19 protein-coding genes and 1 pseudogene are annotated in these 20,721 nt (G+C 55.5%); 14 read left to right on the top strand and 6 right to left on the bottom strand.

The genetic code is table 11. The features are described 5' to 3' along the window. The first annotated feature begins 258 nt into the window (after positions 1–258). The 4 genes and pseudogenes from mnmG to ACO6TI_RS04785 all read left to right on the top strand — a co-directional run bounded on the left by mnmG (position 259) and on the right by ACO6TI_RS04785 (position 4,655). Positions 259–2,145, top strand: coding sequence for a tRNA uridine-5-carboxymethylaminomethyl(34) synthesis enzyme MnmG (gene mnmG / locus ACO6TI_RS04800; RefSeq protein WP_196999481.1), 1,887 nt, complete (start codon positions 259–261; stop codon positions 2,143–2,145). Further along, a pseudogene (gene rsmG / locus ACO6TI_RS04795) lies at positions 2,145–2,800 on the top strand (16S rRNA (guanine(527)-N(7))-methyltransferase RsmG). Before mnmG ends, rsmG begins: the two are co-directional and overlap by 1 nt. 19 nt (positions 2,801–2,819) lie before the next feature. Then, positions 2,820–3,644, top strand: a complete 825-nt coding sequence (locus tag ACO6TI_RS04790) for a ParA family protein (protein ID WP_055115265.1) — start codon at positions 2,820–2,822, stop codon at positions 3,642–3,644. Between the two features lie 105 nt (positions 3,645–3,749). Continuing rightward, on the top strand, positions 3,750–4,655 hold the full coding sequence (locus ACO6TI_RS04785; protein WP_196900143.1) for a ParB/RepB/Spo0J family partition protein: 906 nt from the start codon (positions 3,750–3,752) through the stop codon (positions 4,653–4,655). A gap of 118 nt (positions 4,656–4,773) precedes the next feature. Here the strand turns inward: ACO6TI_RS04785 and holA are convergent, their stop codons facing one another. From holA to leuS, 3 genes are read right to left on the bottom strand one after another with little or no spacing between them, the layout of a single operon-like run. Beyond that, entirely contained in the window at positions 4,774–5,814 is a 1,041-nt protein-coding gene (holA, locus tag ACO6TI_RS04780; protein WP_196877967.1) for a DNA polymerase III subunit delta, read from the bottom strand. Positions 5,815–5,838: 24 nt separating this feature from the next. Then, positions 5,839–6,417 carry an LPS assembly lipoprotein LptE gene (gene lptE, locus ACO6TI_RS04775; RefSeq protein WP_209014344.1) on the bottom strand — a complete coding sequence of 193 codons (579 nt, stop codon included), beginning with the start codon at positions 6,415–6,417 and terminating at the stop codon, positions 5,839–5,841. Continuing rightward, positions 6,404–9,025 carry a leucine--tRNA ligase gene (gene leuS / locus ACO6TI_RS04770; RefSeq protein WP_422384455.1) on the bottom strand — a complete coding sequence of 874 codons (2,622 nt, stop codon included), beginning with the start codon at positions 9,023–9,025 and terminating at the stop codon, positions 6,404–6,406. Before leuS ends, lptE begins: the two co-directional genes overlap by 14 nt. 370 nt (positions 9,026–9,395) lie before the next feature. On the opposite strand from leuS, the gene ACO6TI_RS04765 reads away from it, so the two are divergent. Together ACO6TI_RS04765 and ACO6TI_RS04760 are read left to right on the top strand one after the other, a co-directional pair. Then, positions 9,396–10,067 carry a YggS family pyridoxal phosphate-dependent enzyme gene (locus ACO6TI_RS04765; protein WP_422384454.1) on the top strand — a complete coding sequence of 224 codons (672 nt, stop codon included), beginning with the start codon at positions 9,396–9,398 and terminating at the stop codon, positions 10,065–10,067. 427 nt (positions 10,068–10,494) lie between these two features. After that, positions 10,495–10,725, top strand: coding sequence for a hypothetical protein (locus ACO6TI_RS04760; RefSeq protein ID WP_055115256.1), 231 nt, complete (start codon positions 10,495–10,497; stop codon positions 10,723–10,725). Positions 10,726–10,839: 114 nt separating this feature from the next. On the opposite strand, the gene ACO6TI_RS04755 is transcribed toward ACO6TI_RS04760, so the two are convergent. Further along, complete coding sequence (locus ACO6TI_RS04755) at positions 10,840–12,279, bottom strand: TrkH family potassium uptake protein (RefSeq protein WP_422384453.1); 1,440 nt, start codon at positions 12,277–12,279, stop codon at positions 10,840–10,842. A 255-nt stretch (positions 12,280–12,534) separates the two neighbouring features. Between ACO6TI_RS04755 and dctP the strand changes: the two genes are divergently transcribed. From dctP to ACO6TI_RS04735, 4 genes are read left to right on the top strand one after another with little or no spacing between them, the layout of a single operon-like run. Next, positions 12,535–13,527 (top strand): TRAP transporter substrate-binding protein DctP, encoded by a 993-nt coding sequence (gene dctP / locus ACO6TI_RS04750; protein WP_196900146.1) that lies wholly within the window; start codon positions 12,535–12,537, stop codon positions 13,525–13,527. A 12-nt stretch (positions 13,528–13,539) separates the two neighbouring features. Continuing rightward, complete coding sequence (locus tag ACO6TI_RS04745) at positions 13,540–14,121, top strand: TRAP transporter small permease (RefSeq protein WP_209012396.1); 582 nt, start codon at positions 13,540–13,542, stop codon at positions 14,119–14,121. Then, on the top strand, positions 14,118–15,392 hold the full coding sequence (locus ACO6TI_RS04740) for a TRAP transporter large permease (RefSeq protein WP_055115252.1): 1,275 nt from the start codon (positions 14,118–14,120) through the stop codon (positions 15,390–15,392). The genes ACO6TI_RS04745 and ACO6TI_RS04740 overlap by 4 nt, the downstream gene beginning before the upstream one ends. A 9-nt stretch (positions 15,393–15,401) precedes the next feature. After that, the gene (locus ACO6TI_RS04735; RefSeq protein WP_422384452.1) at positions 15,402–16,274 is read left to right on the top strand and encodes an isocitrate lyase/PEP mutase family protein; all 873 of its coding nucleotides are present in this window, start codon (positions 15,402–15,404) and stop codon (positions 16,272–16,274) included. A gap of 2 nt (positions 16,275–16,276) precedes the next feature. Here ACO6TI_RS04735 and ACO6TI_RS04730 read toward each other — a convergent pair whose 3' ends face one another. After that, entirely contained in the window at positions 16,277–16,915 is a 639-nt protein-coding gene (locus tag ACO6TI_RS04730) for an SLATT domain-containing protein (protein ID WP_422384451.1), read from the bottom strand. A 386-nt stretch (positions 16,916–17,301) separates the two neighbouring features. Between ACO6TI_RS04730 and ffh the strand changes: the two genes are divergently transcribed. The 4 genes from ffh (at position 17,302) to rimM (ending at position 20,211) form a co-directional block, all read left to right on the top strand. Further along, positions 17,302–18,852, top strand: a complete 1,551-nt coding sequence (gene ffh, locus ACO6TI_RS04725) for a signal recognition particle protein (protein ID WP_422384450.1) — start codon at positions 17,302–17,304, stop codon at positions 18,850–18,852. Then, complete coding sequence (locus ACO6TI_RS04720; RefSeq protein WP_029060714.1) at positions 18,849–19,172, top strand: chorismate mutase; 324 nt, start codon at positions 18,849–18,851, stop codon at positions 19,170–19,172. Before ffh ends, ACO6TI_RS04720 begins: the two co-directional genes overlap by 4 nt. A 17-nt stretch (positions 19,173–19,189) precedes the next feature. Further along, positions 19,190–19,591 carry a 30S ribosomal protein S16 gene (gene rpsP, locus ACO6TI_RS04715; RefSeq protein ID WP_055115246.1) on the top strand — a complete coding sequence of 134 codons (402 nt, stop codon included), beginning with the start codon at positions 19,190–19,192 and terminating at the stop codon, positions 19,589–19,591. Between the two features lie 62 nt (positions 19,592–19,653). Continuing rightward, complete coding sequence (gene rimM / locus ACO6TI_RS04710) at positions 19,654–20,211, top strand: ribosome maturation factor RimM (protein WP_422384449.1); 558 nt, start codon at positions 19,654–19,656, stop codon at positions 20,209–20,211. Here rimM and ACO6TI_RS04705 read toward each other — a convergent pair. Continuing rightward, positions 20,157–20,645 carry a hypothetical protein gene (locus ACO6TI_RS04705; protein WP_209003629.1) on the bottom strand — a complete coding sequence of 163 codons (489 nt, stop codon included), beginning with the start codon at positions 20,643–20,645 and terminating at the stop codon, positions 20,157–20,159. The two genes, rimM and ACO6TI_RS04705, sit on opposite strands and share 55 nt — an antisense overlap. Between the last annotated feature and the right edge of the window lie 76 nt (positions 20,646–20,721).

Raw genomic sequence — 20,721 nt, 5'->3', positions numbered from 1 at the left:
GGATCGATTCTGTACCGGAACATGTTTCACGTGAATCATCAGCCTCAAGATCCGCTACCCGGGAGTTGATGGAATTTCCAGGATTCGTCCAATCGAATTCCGCTTTGACCCAGATGGCGTCTCGCATTATAACGGCGCACAGGAACTGCCGGTTTAGACCGCATATGATAGTCCGGCATGATGCCGGCGACCGATCCCTGAAAATGATCTGGATATTACCGGGTGCTTGTCTGAAGTGCCTGTGTGGACGGTGAGACCATGAGTGACCAGAAACTGAAATTCGACGTTGTAGTGATTGGCGGCGGTCATGCGGGCTGTGAAGCAGCGGCAGCGTCCGCGCGTGCTGGTGCATCGACCGCACTCGTTACTCACAAGTTTGAAACGATTGGAGTGATGTCCTGCAACCCGGCGATTGGCGGCCTTGGCAAGGGGCATCTGGTTCGCGAGATAGATGCACTTGATGGTTTGATGGGCCGGGTCGCGGACCAGGGTGGCATTCAGTTCCGTATGCTCAACCGGCGCAAAGGTCCGGCCGTTCGGGGTCCGCGTGCGCAGGCAGACCGCAGACTTTACCGTGAAGCCATGCAGCGCGAGATTGCCGGCATCGAAAATCTGACGGTTGTCGAAGGCGAAGCCCACAAGGTCCGCTTTGCAGGTGACGGACCAAGCTCTGCTGTTTCAGGGATTGATCTTGCCGACGGTCGCATTGTGTCCTGCAAGGCAATCGTATTGACCAGCGGTACCTTCCTGCGCGGGCTAATTCATATTGGCGACAGGAAGATACCGGCAGGCCGTTCAGGCGAGGCGCCCGCTCTGGGGCTGTCGGCCTCCCTTGAAGAGATCGGCTTTGAACTCGGGCGTCTCAAGACTGGAACACCGGCGCGACTTGATGGTCGAACAATCCACTGGGATCGCCTGGAGGAGCAGCCTGGCGATGACGATCCGGTTCCGTTTTCAACATTGACCGACAGGATTGAAACCCCACAGATTTCGTGCCATATCACCCGAACCACTCCTGAGACCCATAAAATCATCCAGGACAATCTTTCCCGTTCCGCCATGTATTCAGGGGAGATAAAAGGACGGGGGCCGCGATACTGTCCTTCGATCGAGGACAAGATCGTTCGGTTCGGCGAACGAGACGGGCATCAGATCTTCCTTGAGCCGGAAGGACTTGATGATCACACCGTTTATCCCAACGGCATATCGACTTCGCTTCCGGAAGACGCGCAACTCGCATTTTTGAAAACCATTCCAGGTCTCGAGGACGTGACGGTTATTCAGCCTGGTTACGCGATCGAGTACGATCATGTGGATCCGCGTGAACTTCGTCCGACACTGGAGGCGAAACGCTGCCCGGGGCTTTATCTCGCAGGTCAGATCAATGGAACGACAGGGTATGAAGAAGCAGGGGCGCAGGGGCTTGTTGCCGGTGTCAATGCCGCGTTTCAGACAACAGGCAAGGAACCCTTTGTCGTAGACCGGTCGCAGGGATACATCGGCGTGATGATCGACGACCTCGTGACGAGGGGTATTACCGAACCGTACCGCATGTTCACGTCAAGAGCGGAATACCGTTTGTCGCTGCGGGCCGACAATGCGGATCAGCGATTGACTCCGCTCGGAGCGGAAAGGGGTTTTGTGTCCGATACCAGACGTCTGGCATTTGACACCAAGATGGCGAAGATCGAGCAAGCCCGCGACCTTCTTGAAACCCTTTCGGTGACGCCTTCGGAAGCACGGAAAAAGGGATTGCCTGTGAATCAGGACGGAATTCGCCGGTCTGCGTTCGATCTGCTGTCCTACCCGAATGTGACTTATGAGATGCTCACAACGATCTGGCCGGAGCTTGGTGCGGTCGACCCGGGAATTGCGGAGCAAGTTGCGACTGATGCCCTCTACGCCGTGTACCTCGACAGACAGATGGCGGATATCGAAGCCTTGAAGCGCGACGAAGCCTTGCGAATCCCCGATGATTTCGACTACGAAGCGATTGTCGGATTGTCCAACGAGGTGAAACAGAAGCTGATCGATGTTGGACCAGCAACGCTTGGGCAAGCGTCACGAATGGACGGCATTACGCCTGCTGCACTGACATTGATCCTGTCCCATCTCAAGCGCAGTTCCCGCAAGGGAGCCGCCTGATGGCGCGGCCGGTGGTGTTGAACGACACTGGACAGATTGTGCATAAGTATGGGGATGTTTCACGTGAAACTTTGGAAAGGCTCCAGATCTATGTGGACCTTGTACTGAAGTGGCAGCCCGCGCAAAACCTTATCGCACCGTCCACTATTGCGGATATCTGGACACGGCATGTTGCCGATAGTCTGCAGACCCAGTGGCTCGATCCTGCAGCTCGTGTATGGGTTGATATCGGCAGCGGAGGAGGTTTTCCAGGTATTGTCACCGCGATCCTGCTGGCAGACGAACCGGATGCGCATGTGCATCTGATCGAAAGCAATCAGCGCAAGGCTGCGTTTCTGCGCACTGCACTCCGGGAAACGGGCTCGACCGGTACTGTGCATCCGGGACGTATCGAATCGGTGGCGAAAGATTGGAGACATGGCCGGTCGATGCCATTTCGGCTCGTGCCCTGGCCTCTCTCGACCTGCTTTTCCGCCTGTCAGAACCGTTTACAGCGGCGGGTGCGGGTGCTGTTTTCCACAAAGGTCAGGATTTTCAGAGAGAAGTTAACGAAGCCTCTGACGCTTGGAACTTCGATCTGGTAGAAAAGGTAAGTCTTGTAGATCCTGTGAGCCGGATGCTTGTTTTCTCAAATATATCAGCCCGGACGGACTAACCAGGAAAGTGTCGTGGCAATGAGCATGCTTCCCGAAACACCTCGCGTCCTCGCGCTCGCGAACCAGAAAGGCGGGGTGGGAAAGACCACGACCGCCATCAACCTCGGCACAGCGCTGGCGGCAATCGGGGAAAAGGTGCTGGTCATCGATCTCGATCCCCAGGGCAATGCGTCCACCGGTCTGGGCATTGAACATCGCGACCGGGGGTTGTCTACCTATGAAGTCCTGAGTGGAGACTGCTCGCTGGCCGAGGCTGTGCGGGAAACAGCGGTGCAACGGCTTTGGGTGGCTCCGTCGACGATGGATCTGCTCGGCCTTGAGCTTGAGATTGCATCAACGAGTGACCGCGCTTTCCGCCTTCGCAACGCGATCGAGAATCTGACGCGCTCACGTCTGTTCCAGGAAGTCGGCTTCACCTATGTCCTGGTCGATTGTCCGCCATCGCTTAACCTTCTGACAATCAATGCACTTTCGGCATCGCATTCGATTCTTGTGCCACTTCAGTGTGAGTTCTTTGCGCTTGAGGGCCTTAGCCAGTTGCTCAGCACGGTTGAACAGGTCAGGGACGCATTGAATTCAGAACTCAGTATTCATGGCATCGTGCTCACCATGTATGACAGCCGCAACAATCTTTCCAGCCAGGTTGTTGCCGATGTTCGCGAGACGATGGGCGATGCGGTTTACGAGACAATCATTCCGCGAAACGTTCGTGTTTCCGAAGCACCATCTTATGGCAAACCGGCGTTGCTTTATGATCTGAAATGCGCCGGGAGCCAGGCCTATCTGCGGCTGGCGTCCGAAATCATTCAACGGGAACGTGAATTGCGCCGCGTCGCTGCCTGACTGCCGCCGTGATGCGTTTCCGGATTGAATTCAGGTTTGTGACGGCGTGAAAGGCCTTGCTGTCACAAGCTAATCTTTTGAAATATAAGAAGAAAATGGTGCGTTATGGCTGACAAGGACGTCAAGAACAAACGTTTGGGTAGAGGTCTGGCTGCTCTGATCGGAGATTCGGCTCCTGAAGCTGTGGCAACCCCGGAGAAAGTCGTTCGGGACAGCCGCAGGGTTCCTATCGAACACCTTGAGCCGAATCCTCGCAATCCACGCAAGACCTTTACGGAGAAGGATCTTGGCGACCTCGCGGAATCGCTGAAAGCGAAGGGAATCGTTCAGCCGATCCTGGTGCGCCCGGCAGCAGGAAAAACCAACCGCTTCGAGATTATTGCCGGCGAACGGCGCTGGAGGGCCGCGCAGCGGGCGGGGCTGCATGAAGCCCCGATTATCATTCGCGACGTTACCGATCAGGAAGCGCTCGAACTTGCGATTATCGAGAACGTGCAGCGTGCTGACCTCAATCCGATCGAAGAAGCAATGGGTTACGATCAGCTGACCGCTGAGTTCAAGTATAGTCAGGGCGAACTGGCGAAGGTTATCGGCAAGAGCCGCAGCCATGTCGCCAACACGATGCGGCTTCTGAAACTTCCGAATTCTGTCAAGGATTACCTCGCCGAAGGCCTGCTGACGGCTGGCCATGCGCGTGCGCTGATTACCGTTGATGATCCGGCCGCGCTCGCCGAACTGATTGTTGAGAAGGGCCTGACTGTTCGGGATGCTGAAAAGATTTCACAGGACCCGGCAGCCCTTGCGAAGCTGAAGGGTGAAAAAGCCCCAAGCGAAAAGCCCCAGAAGGATGCGGACACCAAGGCGCTGGAAAAACGCTTGACCGACACCTTGGGCCTGAAGGTGGTTGTTGGACACAAACCCGGAAAAGAATCCGGAGATCTCAAAATCAAGTACACCTCATTGGAGCAGCTTGACGAGATCTGCAGGAAACTTGGTGTCGAAACACGCTAAGTGTCTGAAAGATAGATATTTCTATCAAACTGACATTGCGTTTGTGCCCTTTTGCCTGGTTGCGTGCGACTTGACCGAAGAGGATGCGCGATTTTGGAATCGGTCATGGATCCGCATTTCAACGCCGTTGGGCGCGCGCCCTTGCGACTCTTCCCAGTGTCAGTAGTGCCTCGGAGAGAACCGGTACACCGAGTGGATCATTGAGGCGAGAAATCTTCGTGGCTTCCGCGAGGATTTCCATTGCCCGTTCCAGATCGGCGAGCGACCAGATACGAAGCTGTTGCGCGAGTTTGGGCTTGCGGCTGAAGAAAACAGGGGGACGCTGTCCGTCGATAACTGCCTGTGCGTTCTTTCCCTTGTCGACATCGATCCGCATTCGGTGAAGATGCTGAAAATGCTTCAAGGCCTGGTTGGCGATGACGGACGCTTTTGATCCGGCTTCGGAAAGCCGTTCAAGTCCATGGTCGAGGAGCGCGATGTCTCCTGAGGCTGCGGCATCAATAAGCTCTGACATCTCGAAGGATGATGCATCGCCGATGATCGCTTCGATATCTTCGCTGTCTATCCGGCCCTTGCCGAGCGCATAAAGGCAGAGTTTCTTGAGCTCTCCACGGCTGGCCATCCGGTCTCCACCAAGAAGGCTGTGCAGGGCACCACGGGCCTCACGGGTGATGGACAGACCGGCTTCCCTGGTTTCCTCGTCGATCAGCTGGTCGATGCCGCGATCATTGTCCGCATAACAGGGCAGTGCGACGGCGCGCCTGTGTGTTTCGATCAGCTTTCTGAGACCGACACCTTTCTTGATGTCTCCGCCTTCCAGCACGACAAATGTCTGCCAGTCGTCCAGCTTCAGGACAGGATCAAGTGCAGGGGTGAGATTCTTGCCGCCGGCATCCTTGACCCAGACAATCCGGCGCCCACCGAAGAGTGGAATGGTCAGAACCTCGTCAATCAATCGATTCGGATCCGAAGCGAGTTCCGAAGCATCGATCTTGATCAGATTGAAGGGGTCGCTGTCGCCTTCCGTGGCCTTAGCCACGAGCCGTGTCGCCCGTTCCGATACAAGGCCAGTGTCAGGTCCGAATATCAGAACCACAGCACCGCTGTCGGGGGGATTGGCGATGAACCGGTCAATTTCTGCGGCCTTCAGGGCGGTCACAATCCGTTACCTCCCGCCGGGCTCTCAGGATCGACTGGCAAAATAGCCCGCAAGGCGGGTTGCGATATCGTCGGCAACCGCCTTCGCAATCCGCTCCTGTGCGTCCCGGAGCGCGCGCTGGTTGGCAAAGCGCTGACTGGAGAAGTCATAGGATGCCGATCTGAATGTCCGGCCGGTTGTCAGAGTTTCGTCCGTCTCGATATCACTCAGGACATAAGTCGAGTTCATGGTGATCGTGTAGGCGGACGGAACGTCAGCGAACTGCTCCACGCCTACCGCTGCATTGTTCACATCGACCAGGATCTCAAGCCGGAACTTCTTTTCCACGGACCCTGCACCGCGCTCCAGCCTGAAGGTAAGCTCGTTGTTGAGGACCCTTGCCGACTCCTCATTGGCGAACCGGGCCGAGATCGACTCAAGGTCGATTGCCGCAAGATCTGCGGCGACCGGGGAAGATTGCGCTCCGAAATCACCGGTGGTGCTGGTGCCGTAAAGCGGGCGAATCTGGCACCCGCTCAAGATGACGGCCGCCAGGAAGGCGGAGCAGAGGGCGGCACGCCGCAAGTTGTTTTCGCTTTTCAAGATGTTGCTAAACAACGACATTCACAATCCTCTGCGGCACGACGATGAGTTTCCTGGGCGCGTTGCCCTGCAGCGCCTTTCGAACGAAATCCAGAGCCAAGGTAGCTGCTTCGACCTCTTCTTTGGAAGCTTCTTTTGCAATTTCCAGTTCACCGCGGCGCTTGCCGTTGATCTGGATTGGGTAAGTGACCGAATCCTCGGCCAGCAGGGCCGGGTCGGCGACCGGCCACTTGGCCTCGGAAATCAGATTGCCGTGACCAAGAGCGGACCAGCATTCCTCGGCAAGGTGCGGCATCATTGGCGCCATCATCTGGACAAGGTAGTCGGCAGCCTCCCTGATCGCATATTCCATCGAAGAGTCTTCGATATCGTTACCAACGGTCTTGCTGATCGTGTTGACAAGTTCGTACAGCCGCGCGACCGCCCTGTTGAACCCGAGCGATTCCAGATCATTGGAGACAGCTGCCAATGTCTTGTGGCTCGCACGCCGCAGCTCAAGAACCGCGCCGGAGGCTTCCGGTGCGGAGCCGGCCCTAGGTTCGATTGATTCGGAAATCTCGTTGATCAGGCGCCAGACGCGCTGAACAAAGCGCCAGGCTCCCTGAACACCGTCTTCCGTCCAGATAACATCACGTTCGGGAGGGCTGTCCGACAACATGAACCAGCGCGCCGTGTCAGCTCCGTATGTGTCGATGATATCGGTCGGATCAACGGTGTTCCTTTTCGACTTCGACATCTTTTCGATCGACCCGATGGCGACGTCTTCACCGGTTTCCAGCAATGTGGCGCGTCGATTTCCGTCAACGTCCTCAATCCTGATCTCGGCCGGAGAAATCCAGGACCCGTTTGCTCCTTCCCCGAGACGATAAGTCTCATGGGTAACCATTCCCTGGGTGAACAATCCCTTGAAAGGTTCCTTCAGATCGAGTGCGCCGACCTTCTGCATCGCCCGGGTAAAGAAGCGGGAATAAAGCAGGTGCAGGATCGCGTGTTCGATGCCGCCGATATACTGATCGACCGGCAGCCAGCCATTGGCCGCCTCCGGATCCGTCGGCTGGTCGCAATCCGGCGCCGTGAAACGGGCAAAGTACCAGGAAGAATCCACGAACGTGTCCATGGTGTCGCTCTCACGCCTGGCAGCCTTGCCGCATTTCGGACAGGTGGTTTCCCGCCAGGTCGGGTGCCGATCCAGCGGGTTCCCGGGTTTGTCGAAATTGATGTCGTCCGGCAGTTGAACCGGCAGGTTTTCATCTTTTTCCGGAACAACACCGCAATCGTCGCAATGAATGACCGGGATCGGACAGCCCCAGTAGCGCTGGCGCGAAATCCCCCAGTCGCGCAGACGATAGTTGACCTGACGCTCGCCCTGAGGTGCACCGTCGACATTGACGGCTTCAAGCTTTTGCGCAATTGCTTCCTTCGCATCAGGAATGGACATGCCATTCATGAAATCGGAATTGAAGATCGTTCCGTCGTCCGTAAATGCCTCCGAGCCGATTTCAAAAGTTGCCGGGTCCGCTTCTTTCGGCAGCACGACCGGCTTGACCGGCAAGCCGTATTTGCGGGCAAAATCCAGGTCGCGCTGGTCATGGGCAGGACAGGCGAAGATGGCACCGGTGCCGTAGTCCATCAGGATAAAGTTGGCGACATAGACCGGCAATTCGAGCGAACTGTCGAGTGGATGCCTTACTCTCAATCCGGTATCAACGCCGTTTTTGTCCGCTTTCTCAATAGCTTCCTCAGAAGTGCCGACACGCTTGCATTCATCGATGAAGGCCTTCAGCTCCGGATTGTCTTCCGCAAGCTTTGCCGAAATCGGATGGTCCGGTGACAGGCCCATGAAGGAAGCGCCGAACAGGGTGTCCGGGCGCGTGGTGAAAATTTCCAGTGTCGTGTCGCCGGTCGGCGCAGCCTCGGTGAATTCAAACCGGACGCGCAAGCCTTCGGACCGGCCGATCCAGTTCTTCTGCATCAGGCGGACCTTGTCCGGCCAGCGGTCGAGCGTGTCAATCGCTTCCAGCAGGTCTTCGGAATAATCAGAAATTCTGAAGAACCACTGGGTCAGTTCGCGCTGCTCCACCAGAGCGCCAGAGCGCCAGCCACGGCCGTCGATCACCTGTTCATTTGCCAGGACAGTCATGTCGACCGGGTCCCAGTTCACCTTGGCATTCTTCCGGTAAACCAGTCCGGCTTCCAGAAACCTCAGGAACAAGCGCTGCTGCTGGGTGTAATAACCGACGTCGCAGGTCGCAAATTCCCGGGTCCAGTCCAGCGACAGGCCCATGATCTTGAGCTGGTCGCGCATGGCGGCGATGTTTTCGTAGGTCCAGTCTTTCGGATGCACATTGTTCTGCATTGCCGCATTTTCTGCCGGCATGCCGAAAGCGTCCCAACCCATCGGATGCAGGACATTGAAACCCTTGGCACGCTTGTAGCGTGCCACGACATCGCCCATTGCATAGTTGCGTACATGACCCATGTGAATGCGGCCGGACGGATAGGGGAACATCTCAAGGACGTAGTACTTGTCCCGGGGATCGTCATTGTGTGTGACGAAGACATCCTTGTCGTTCCAGACTTTCTGCCAGCGCGCTTCAACCTCGCGCGCGTTGTACCGTTCCGTTGCCATCAATTGTGCCGTTTGTTCTTGCCGCCGGACCCGGCGGATTTCCTGAATGTTTTCCTGCCGGACTGTCACCAGAAATTGGGTTGCGGGTCAACATGTGACTATAGAAAGACCCCTTGGATGACTGTTTATTTCGCAATGCCGCATCCGTAAAGCTTTCGGTTCGCCGGATCAGGACGCAAAAGCATGTCGGAAGGACCAAGATTTCAAGGAATTCGCCCCAAGGTAAGTGCATGAAGGTGTCCGGGATTGCCTTTTCTGACCGCGGAAATCGACCGGCAAGCACAAACTGAAGCGACAGCCTTGAGAAGATTGCCCTACAAGGCGTAAGAGAAGTTGAGAAAATTCGTCCATCGTTGCAAAGGGAATATCGATGTCATCCGCCTCAGACCGTCTTTCAGGAGTTCAGGACGATATCCGGCGCGCAGAGGCTGAATTTGGCCGGCGGGAGGGTGCGGTTACGTTGATCGCGGTGTCCAAGACCTTTTTTGCAGATGATATCCGTCCGGTTCTGATGGCCGGTCAGCGGGTATTTGGCGAAAATCGCGTCCAGGAGGCGATGGGGAAATGGCCCGACCTGCGTACGGAGTTCTCCGGTATCGAATTGCACCTGATTGGACCACTGCAATCCAACAAGGCCAAGGAGGCGGTTGCAACATTCGATGTCATCCACACGGTTGACCGGCCTAAAATTGCCAAGGCGCTGAAGACTGAAATGGACAAGCAAGGCCGCAGTCTACCCTGTTTTGTTCAGGTAAACACCGGTGAGGAACCACAGAAGGCAGGCATTGCACCTAAAGATGTCGATGCTTTTGTTGCGGAGTGCCGGGAGATCGTCGGTCTCGATATCAGGGGCCTCATGTGCATTCCACCGGTCGAAGACGCACCGGGTGAGCATTTTGCGCTGCTGGAGAAAATTGCGAAGCGGAATGGCCTGAACCAGCTATCCATGGGAATGTCATCCGACTATCAGGTCGCTGTCGGATTCGGAGCAACCCATGTTCGCGTCGGATCTGCGATTTTTGGCGCGCGAGATTATCCCTGACAAATTGTCAAAGTAGCGTTGGCACGTGGAAATGGCATGAAAGATTAGGATTTTGCGTAATATTAGCTTGAAATTATGCAAGTCCCAAATCCTGATTTCCAGATGTAAGTAAACTCATATTAAATTCGATATATTTTCCCTTAGTGATTAATATATATCAGCCTTTTTCTTGCCGAACACTTTCAAAAGTGACGTGAATATGACTGGCATGTGTCTGAATACGAGAACCAGTCACAACAATGCCCTGAAGGTTCCAAAGAGCAGCCCTTTACCTGTCGCGATCCCGCATCAAAGTCCTCCCTGTTCCGGTTCGGCAGGTCGCAGGGGCTTGGCGGACAGACGGAACACATGGTGGGCATCCCACTCAGATTCCTTCGTAGCAAGGGTCGGGATAGCCTGCTTAGAACCAACAGTTGGAGGTTACATCATGTCCAAACGTCTTACCGCTGCTCTTCTCATTGGTGCTTTCACTGCGTCCACAGCAGCGCTTGCACAGGGCATGTCATTTGAGACGATCGACAGCAACCAGGACGGTTTCGTGAGCTTCGAAGAAATCACAACCGCTGTTCCGGATCTGTCGGAAGACGTTTTCAAGGCAGCAGACGCGAATCAGGACAACCTGCTCGATCCGGCTGAGTTTGCAGCGGTTCAGCCATAATCTCAGCTTCGGGCGATCCTCCCCCCGTAAGCTGCTATTGCAGCGGGGTTGCCTGATTAAGACCACTGCCGGTACGGTCACGCCGGCAGTGGTTTTGCGTGTTCTGCAAGCCGTTCAGTCGAGCCAGAAATCCGGCGTGACCAACAGTATCCCCGCGAGTATTTCCAGTCGTCCCAGTATCATTTCGATCGCCAGGAGCCATTTCGCCGGATCCGGAAGGATCTGAAATGTTCCGGACGGTCCGATCGTGTCGCCAATCCCTGGCCCGACATTGGCGAGTGCCGTGATCGAGGCACTCAAGGCGGTCATCAGATCCAGTCCCAGAAAAAGATAGGCAAGCGAAAAGGCCGCATAGGTTCCCGCGTAAAGCACGGCGAATACGAATACCCCTTCCCCAACACTGTCCGGCACCGGGTTTCCCTGAAATCTCAGGATCGAGACGCGGTGCGGATGGACCAGGCGGCGCATTCCGCTGATCACAACGTTCCAGACAATGGCGATGCGGAACATCTTGAAGCCGCCTGACGTCGATCCGCTGCATCCGCCGAAAAAAGTCAGGATGAAAAAGACGGTGATCACCGCGGGGCCGAATTTCAGATAGTCGTCTGCTGCGTAGCCTGTCGTGCTCACGACCGACACGACATTGAACACTGCCAGCGTGAACATGTGGAACGGTGTGTCATGTGCTGCATAACGCTCGAAATAAAAAACTCCGAGCGCGCCGGCAGTGACAATAGAAAGCATCAGGATGATCTGAATATCCCGCTTGAAGCGCCGGCGTTCCATGCTGCGGAGCAGATAGAGAAAGGGGACGCTTGAGAGCAGCATGAAGACAATCGAAACCCAGTACACGGCAATGCCGTGAAATTGTCCGAACGATTGATCGGATGTCGAGAACCCGCCTGTCGAAACAGTGGTCATGGCATGAACCACCGCATTGAACAATGTCATGCCGCAGAACAGGTAAAGCAGCAAGCAAGCAGCCGAAAGACCGCCATACAGCGCCAGCAGCCGGTATACGAATGGCCATGTTCGACCGTAGGGTTTTGTTGCGTGCTCGGATGATTCAAGAACAAACAGCTGACTGCCGCCAATCCTCAGGCCCGGCAACAGCCAGATGCCGACGGCGACAATTCCTATTCCGCCAATCCATTGCAGCAGGGCGCGCCACAGGAGAATGCCGGGAGGCATCTCGTCCAGGCCGGTCAATACGGTCGACCCGGTCGTTGTAAGACCAGAAGCCGTCTCGAACACCGCATCTGCAATCCCGATGTCCAGATCGCTGAAATAGAAAGGAATGGCGCCGGCCAGGGAAAAAACAACCCAGGCGGCATTTACGAAAACGATGGATTCCCGAAAGCGGTGCGGGAATTTTTGCCCGTGAAACGCCAGATTGACGAGAAGACCTGTTGTTCCCAGCGCCAGGGACGATACCAGAAACACCTGCCAGTCGACGTCCGAGGCAACAAGGTCAACGATCGCCGGAATGAACATCATGAGCGAAATGAGAATGAGCAAACGCCCAATCGGCAACGCAATGGCTCGATAGTTCATGGACTGAGATTCCGTTGTGCTCAGGGATCTGTCAAGCTTTCAAGGCGGGGCCGAGGTTTATCCGCCTCGTTTGATGAATTGCAAGCACCGGAGCCGATTTTCGGTGAACCGGCGCTTTTCCCGGCACAAGAGACAACCCGGATTATTGCTAAGCTCAAGTGAAAAATGAGTTTTTGTCATGCATCCCGGGTTTTCACGTCATTGACCGCGGGTTGGTCCTTTGCAAGACTGCCGACCTATTTTTGGGAGGAAATCATGAAAACACTTGCCTGGGCCATGGGTGCGGCTGTCGCACTCGGACTTACGTCGGGAGTTGCCCTTGCCGCCGACACGACGTTGCGGATCTCGTTGCAATTGCCCCTGAAGAGCCACCTTGGCCAGAACCTGCTCCTGTTCAAGGAAGAAGTTGAAAAGAATTCCAGTGGCGACATAGCCGTCGAGATCTATGATTCCGCTCAACTCTACAAGGACAAGGAAGTTCCGGCGGCGGTCGGATCGGGTGCGATTGAGATGGGCGTGGCATCGCTTACGCGCTATGTCGGTGATGTTCCGGCCGTCGATATTTTCTACCAACCGTTTTTGTTCGACACGGAAGACAAGGTCCGTGCTGCCGTTGCACCTGGTTCGCCGGTCCGTGGCCCGCTGGATGAGGCGATCAAGGATACGGGCTCAACCGTGCTCTGGTGGCAGGCCTATGGTGGCGCGATCATGCTTTCCAAGGACGGGCCGCTGAAGACGCCGGAAGACATGGAAGGCAAGAAAGTGCGCGTGTTCGGCAAGACGCTCGGCGATTTCGTGACCGCTTCCGGCGGTGCGCCGACCCTGATTTCCGGGTCAGAGCAGTATCTTGCCTATCAACGTGGAACCGTTGATATCGGCATGACCGGCGTGTCCGGGGTCAAGTCCAGGAAACTCTGGGAAGTGATGGATACCATTACGGTTACCAATCACGCGGATATCGAATTCATCGTCGTCGTGAACACCGATTTCTGGAACGGACTTCCTGAAGAACACCAGGCCATCATTCAGGCAGCTGCCGTGAAAGCGGAAAACGACGTGCGTAACCGCATGTCGGAAATCGAGGCTGCGGCCTACGCGGCAGCTGAAGAAAATGGCATGACCGTCTATAGACCGGACGCGGATGAAATTGCAGCCTGGAAGGCCGTCAGCCAGCCTGTTTATGACACCTATTCGGAAAAAGCGGGAGATCTCGGCAAATCTGTCATGGACGCGGCGAAGGGTCTCTGAAAGTCTTACTGAATGAAAGCGCTTCGCGTCCGGCCGGATGCGGAGCGCCTTGATATCCGTTTCGAACAATTCCACCTTCAAAAGTCTGCTTGGTTACCCATGAGAGCGTTTTATGCGCTGCTTCGGATGCTTGCCGGATCAGCGGCCTTTTTGTTCATTCTGGCCGGTTGCATGCTGACCTACGAGGTCAGCGCGCGCTATCTGTTCGTTGCGCCGACGATCTGGGCGGCAGAGCTCTCGCAGCTGTGCCTCATCTGGGGAAGCATGATCGGGATGCCCTGGTTGCTGAAGGCAAATCAGCACATAGCCGTCGATGCGCTGACAATCAGGCTAGGGGACATGGCGCAACGTGTCTGCCGTGTCCTGGCAATGAGTGCAATTGCCCTTTTCAGCGCAATCGTTACCTGGAAAGGCGGAGAGATATTCCTTGATTCCTTTGAACGCGGGCGCACCACGGGATCCATGCTCGACTTGCCAACGTGGATTTCCGAGCTTGCGATACCGGTTGGATTTGCGCTGCTATTCGTCCAGGCGGTCATCGAGCTCGGATCGGCTATCGGGCGTCGGGATCTGGAAGGCGGCACCGCTTCATGACCACTCTGCTGATCCTGGCCGCGCTGTTCGCGCTCCTGCTTATTCGCGTCCCGGTCGCCTTCACGCTTGGCGGTATCGGGCTCGCGATGCTGATATTCGGCGGCTTTTCGCCCTTGATGGCGCCACAGGCCATCCTTTCCACCCTGGACGGGTTCATCCTGCTTGCCGTGCCGCTGTTCCTGCTGATGTCGAACATCCTGCTGAAGGGTGGTGTCGGAAAGGATCTTTTTGCAGCAGTACATGCATGGGTCGGTCACTGGCCCGGGGGCCTGGCCGTCGCGACGATCCTTTCCTGTGCGATCTTTGCTGCGATTTCAGGCTCATCGGTGGCAACCGCCGCAACCATCGGAACGGTGGCCATTCCCGAGATGATCAGCCGCGGCTACGAGCGCCGCTTCGTCTATGGTCTGCTGGCTGCGGGAGGGACGCTCGGCATCCTCATTCCTCCGTCGATCCCGATGATCGTCTATGGTTTTGTGACCGAACAGTCCGTCATTGCGTTGTTTCTTGCCGGAATAGGGCCAGGTATTCTGCTGGTGGTGTTGTTCATCGCTTTCGCGATGATCCATGCGCGCTGGTTCGGCGGATATCGGTCCGAACCTGCTGCGAGCGTTGACGAACGTCTGCGGAGTTCCCTGCGCGCATTGCCGTCCGTAGTGCTGGCGGTTTTTGTCATCGGTGTCATTTATTCAGGCATCGCAACCCCGACCGAAGCGGCGGCAATCGGGTTCGCGGTCGCTCTGGTCATCACGGGCGTCGTCCTCAGATCACTTTCCTGGCAGGGGTTGAAGGAAGCAGCTTACGACTCGATGGTCACGACTGTTGCCATTCTCCTGATCGTTGCCGGTGCAAAGGTTTTCGGCAAGGCAATCACGCTCTACCGGCTCCCGCAGGAAATTTCGATGTTCATCGGGCAGAATATCGATACGCCGCTGGCGTTCATCCTGGTCGTGTCCGTTGTGCTGCTGATCATGGGACTTGTTTTCGAAGCGCTGTCCATGGTCCTGATCATGACGCCCGTGTTGTTGCCTGCTGCGATGGCGCTCGGTTTCGATCCGATCTGGTTCGGGGTCTATATGGTGGTGATGGTAGAATGTGCGCTGATCACACCACCGGTCGGTCTCAATCTCTATGTGATCCAGTCGGTTGCGAAATCCAGCCTTTCCGACGTTTCGCGCGGGGTGCTGCCGTTTCTGGCACTGATGCTGCTGTCGGTTGCCATCCTGTATATCTGGACCGATCTGGCCCTATACATACCTTTCAAATTCTAGGTGGTGAGAATGCCGTCACAGGCTGAAAAACTCAGGAAACTGCTCGATGCGGACAAATTGCACGTCATGCCGTGCTGTTTTGATGCACTTTCTGCAAAACTGATCGAGCAGTCCGGATTCGACCTGACCTTCATGTCGGGATTTGCAACTTCCGCTTCGAGAATCGGGCAACCTGATCTCGGGTTGATGTCCTACGGGGAGGTGCTCGATCAGGTCGGCAACATAACGAATGCCGTCGACTTTCCCCTGATTGCCGACGGAGACACAGGATACGGCAACGCCATGAACGTGCGCAGGACTGTCACCGGTTTTGCCAAGGCGGGGGCGGCCGCCGTCATGATCGAGGATCAGGTCGCGCCGAAGAGATGCGGCCATACGCCAGGCAAGGCTGTTGTTTCGCGGGACGAAGCTTTCGACCGGATCCGCGCCGCAAACGATGCCAGGGAGAACGGCGCAGATATCCTGATCCTTGCACGAACCGACGCACGTCATGAACACGGCTTGAGTGAAGCGATTGAACGGGCAGCGCGGTTCAAGGAATTGGGCGCTGACATTCTCTTTGTCGAGGCTCCGAAAACCGTTGCGGAAATGGAGACAGTCTGCCGGGAACTGCCCGGGCCCAAAATGGCAAACATCGTTGAAGGTGGTGAAACGCCGGAGCTTTCACACAGGGAACTGGAAGAGATAGGGTTTGCCATCGCGGCCTATCCGCTGACTCTCATGGCCAGCGCGATGAAGGCCATGACGGAAACGCTTTCGAAGCTAAAAACTGATTCCGACCGGTCGCCCCTGATGATGGACTTCGCCGAGCTTCGCGAACGGATAGGATTCAACGACTACTATGATGTTTCGGCCAATTACGAGACGTCGAAACGAAGCTAAAGTCATGTGGCTTTTGATTTTTTGGATTTGGTGGATTCCAAGGACTTTCTGAATTCTTCCAAAGATGACAACGTATCTTCGCCCCAAGTTCCTGTTTCAGTAATTGTTTGAGCGTATAGGGACGAAGCATATTCAGAAATCAACTTAAATCCACTTTCAAGATTTGGATTATCTTCTTTTGAATTTGCCAAAAAATCATTCCAAGCCAGGTGTGAGCTTGTGATCAGTTTCTCTATTTCAAGCTGTGTTTTCACAAATCTAATGTGGCCAGCGGTTCCTCCAAAAAGCGAGTTCAACGCAAAAAAACTGCCCGCTGCTACTAAGAAAACATATCCATACGATGCAAAACCCTTAAAATCTTCTGATTGGGTTGCAGCCAAAAGTGGAAATAGAAGACCAATTGTACCGAGTACCCAACCGAAAAAACGCGTTGAACCTGATATCCACGCCCGCGTATTTCTTCTTCTATAGTAGTATTGGAGCTCAGCCATTGCCAATTCATCTATCATGCTAAAAAGCTCATTTAGAGACTCTAAATTTTTACTCTGATTCCAGTTGATGTTATTGGATTTTGTGCGAAATTTCTGTATTCGAACAGGATTTTCTACACGATAAGTTAGGGATTTCAGAATGTTAGTCACACACAAATGCTCCTAAAACAAAATTGGAAGCGATGAAACGGCTTTTCGAAAATCATACTCAACCAACTTAACTTACGCGTGCCTTGACGCAATCAACTATCTCTTGGAAGAGCGTCTTGTTTTTGGGGCTGGTAATTGTGGACCATTCCTTGACTCTGCGGGTTTTGTCGGGCATAGACCCGCGAACTCCATATGAGTGACTGACAACCTGTACCACCGACCGGGACCCGAAAAGGTGTAAAGAGATCCCGGAGGTTCACACCCGACAGCGCGACGCGCCCTCGGGTGCGAAACTGCTTTGCGTCAAGCAAACCTGTTGGATCCAGGCGCCGGTTGCCCATATGGTTCGGGAGATTTCCCGAAGAAGATGACTTAAGGACCCTTTGATGTTTGAAAGCCTGTCCGATCGACTAAGCGGAGTATTCGACAAGCTCACCGGCCGTGGTGCGCTGTCGGAAAACGACGTCAACGAAGCGATGCGTGAAATCCGGCGCGCGCTTATCGAAGCCGACGTTGCCCTGCCGATCGTACGCTCCTTCACCGACAAGGTTCGCAGCCGCGCTGTCGGTGCCGAAGTCGTCAAGTCAGTTACGCCGGGCCAGATGGTCGTGAAGATCGTTCATGACCAGTTGGTGGAGATGCTTGGCGCCGAAGCTCAGCCAATCGACCTGAATGCGCCTGCGCCCGTGGCGATCATGATGGTCGGCCTTCAGGGTTCCGGTAAAACGACAACGACTGCAAAAATTGCCCGCAGGATGACCCAGCGCGACAGGCGCAAGGTTCTGATGGCATCGCTTGATACCCGTCGTCCGGCCGCTCAGGAACAGCTGAAAATTCTGGGTGAGCAGAACGAGATCGACACGTTGCCGATTGTCTCAGGCCAGGGCCCGGTTGAAATTGCCAACCGGGCGATGTCCGCGGCAAAGCTCGGCGGCTACGACGTCGTCATGCTGGATACTGCGGGCCGTATACATATAGACGAGCCGTTGATGATGGAAATGGCGGATGTGAAAGCCGCCGCCCAGCCTCATGAAATTCTGCTGGTTGCCGACTCATTGACCGGACAGGACGCGGTCAATCTGGCCAGCAGCTTTGACGAACGTGTTGGCATCACCGGTATCGCGCTGACCCGAATGGACGGTGACGGACGCGGCGGTGCCGCGCTTTCCATGCAGGCGGTCACCGGCAAACCCGTCAAACTGATCGGTACCGGTGAAAAATCCGATGCGCTGGAAGACTTCCATCCGAAGCGGATCGCCGACCGTATCCTGGGAATGGGCGATATCGTTTCGCTTGTCGAAAAGGCTGCCGAGGCCATCGATGCGGAAAAAGCCGCAAAGATGGCGAAGAGGATGCAGAAGGGTCATTTCGACCTGGAAGATCTCGCCGAGCAGCTGAAACAGATGGAAAAGCTTGGAGGCATGTCCGGGATGATGGGCATGCTGCCGGGTGTCGGCAAGATGAAGAAGCAGATCGAGGCATCAAACATCGACGACAAGATGTTCAAGCGCCAGATCGCGATCATTCAGTCGATGACCCCGTCCGAAAGATCCAAACCTGACCTCCTGAAAGCGAGCCGCAAGAAGCGTATTGCAGCCGGGTCCGGCGTTCAGGTTGCCGAAGTCAACAAGCTTCTCAAGATGCATCGCCAGATGGCGGACATGATGAAGAAGATGGGCAAGGGCAAAGGCATGCTGGGCAAGCTCATGGGCGGTCTTGGCGGTGGCGGGATGCCGGATGTCGATCCGAAACAACTGGAAGAAATGGCCAAGTCGGGCCAGCTTCCCGATGGAATGGAACTGCCGAAAGGCCTTCCCGGCGGGATGCCGGGTGGATTGGGTGGCGTCGGATTGCCTCCGGGCATGCCGGGTCTTCCAGGTCTCGGTGGACCGAAACTTCCCGGCCTGCCGGGCATGGGGAAGGGTAAGAAGCGATGAGTGAAGCGGAGACCCGGCTTGGCGAGAGCGAGGCTCTGCAGGAGCTTAAAGCTCTGAGATCTTCCATCGACAATATCGATGCCGCGCTCATCCATATGCTCGCCGAACGTTTCAGGTGCACCCAGCAGGTGGGTGTTCTGAAAGCAACCAACGACCTGCCGCCGGCCGATCCGGCGCGGGAGAAGATTCAGATCGAAAGACTGCGGCGGCTGGCTGCCGATGCCAATCTCGATCCTGACTTTGCCGAGAAATTCCTGAACTTCATCGTTCGCGAAGTGATCCGGCACCATGAAGCCATTGCCGCTGAAGCCGGCAACTGAAAAACTGGAGATAAAAAATGGCTACGAAAATTCGCCTGGCACGCGGCGGTTCCAAGAAACGCCCGTATTACCGTATCGTTATTGCTGACATCCGCTCACCGCGCGATGGTCGTTTCATCGAGAAGGTCGGCTCCTACGATCCGATGCTTCCGAAGGATTCCGAAGACCGCGTCAAGCTGAATGTAGAACGCATTCAGTACTGGCTCGGCAACGGTGCCAAGCCGACCGACCGTGTTCACCGTTTTCTGGATGCCGCCGGCCTGCTGAAGCGCGAGCCGCGCAACAACCCGCAGAAGGCAGAACTCGGAGCCAAGGCCAAGGAACGCCTGGAAGCCAAGAAACTTGCTGATGAAGAAGCTGCTGCAGCAACTGCAGAGGCTGCGACCGAAGGCGCTTCCGAAGAAGCAGCTGCTGAATAAGCATCTGCCGATCCAATATTTGAAAGAGACGGCGCCGGTATACATCAAAGGCCCATGCTGACATGAGTTCAACAGACAGTCAGAAAGTCCTGATGGCCAAGATCGGTGCCGCTCACGGCATCCGCGGGGAAGTGCGGGTCAAGCCTTATGGTGACGACCCGCTCTCTTTCACCGACTACGGCGTGCTGATCTCAAAGGACGGATCAAGGTCCTTCGAGGTTGAAAAAGCGCGAGTGCAGAAGACGGTCGTGATCACCAAGTTCAAGCAGGTGAAGGACCGCAACCAGGCGGAAGAACTGAACGGCGTCGAACTCTATGTCGACCGTGACCGGTTTCCCGATCCTGATGAAGACGAATTCTACTATTCCGACCTCAACGACCTGAGCGTCATCGACCAGAGCGGTGCACAACTGGGGAAAATCGTTGCGGTTCAGGATTTCGGCGCCGGCGATCTTCTGGAGATCAGGCCGAAGCGAGGCAGGACATTCTACATCCCGTTCACGAAGGAATTCGTGCCTGAGGTCGCTATGGCGGAAGGGTTTGTGAAAGCGGACTTGCCTGACGACTACTTTTCCGAAGACGCGCCGGGATCGTCTGACGAGGATTCTCCGGAAAAATAACGCACCGGGACGGGCTCCAGGCCCATGCGGTTGAGGTTCAGGTTTTCCTCGGTGTCATGGTCATCAACCGCCTGGCTGACTTCGGACCGCAGCAATGCGATCAGCGCGACGATCAAGGCTACCCCGATGCCGTTTGCGACCGTGTCAGCTATCGACATTTCATGATGCGGCAGAAAGCCTTGCACGACTTCACCAGCAATTCCCATCGTGAACGCAACGACCGCTGAAATTCGCAGACGGCAACAGAACAGCGCGTGAATGGAGAGTGTCAGCAGGGCGAAGAAACCAATATGGATCACCTTGTCATAAGGATGACCAACGCCTGTTTTGAAAACCATGCCAACCAGAATGCCGAATGTCATCAGCGAAACCAGCGGTACTATCCGGCTCAGCGAAATGTCGAGATAGTGCTGGTCAACCCGCCTCTGAATCATGGCGGGAAGCTTGAAACGCAAAACTGGAAACTGAAACACGGCAATGGACCTGATTGAAACGCTCTTGCCAGCATGA

It is taken from the genome of Roseibium album (genome assembly GCF_965233825.1).
In the GTDB taxonomy this organism is placed as follows: domain Bacteria; phylum Pseudomonadota; class Alphaproteobacteria; order Rhizobiales; family Stappiaceae; genus Roseibium; species Roseibium album.
The sequence above is the reverse complement of the archived record's forward strand: the minus strand, read 5'-3'. Positions and strand labels throughout refer to the sequence as shown.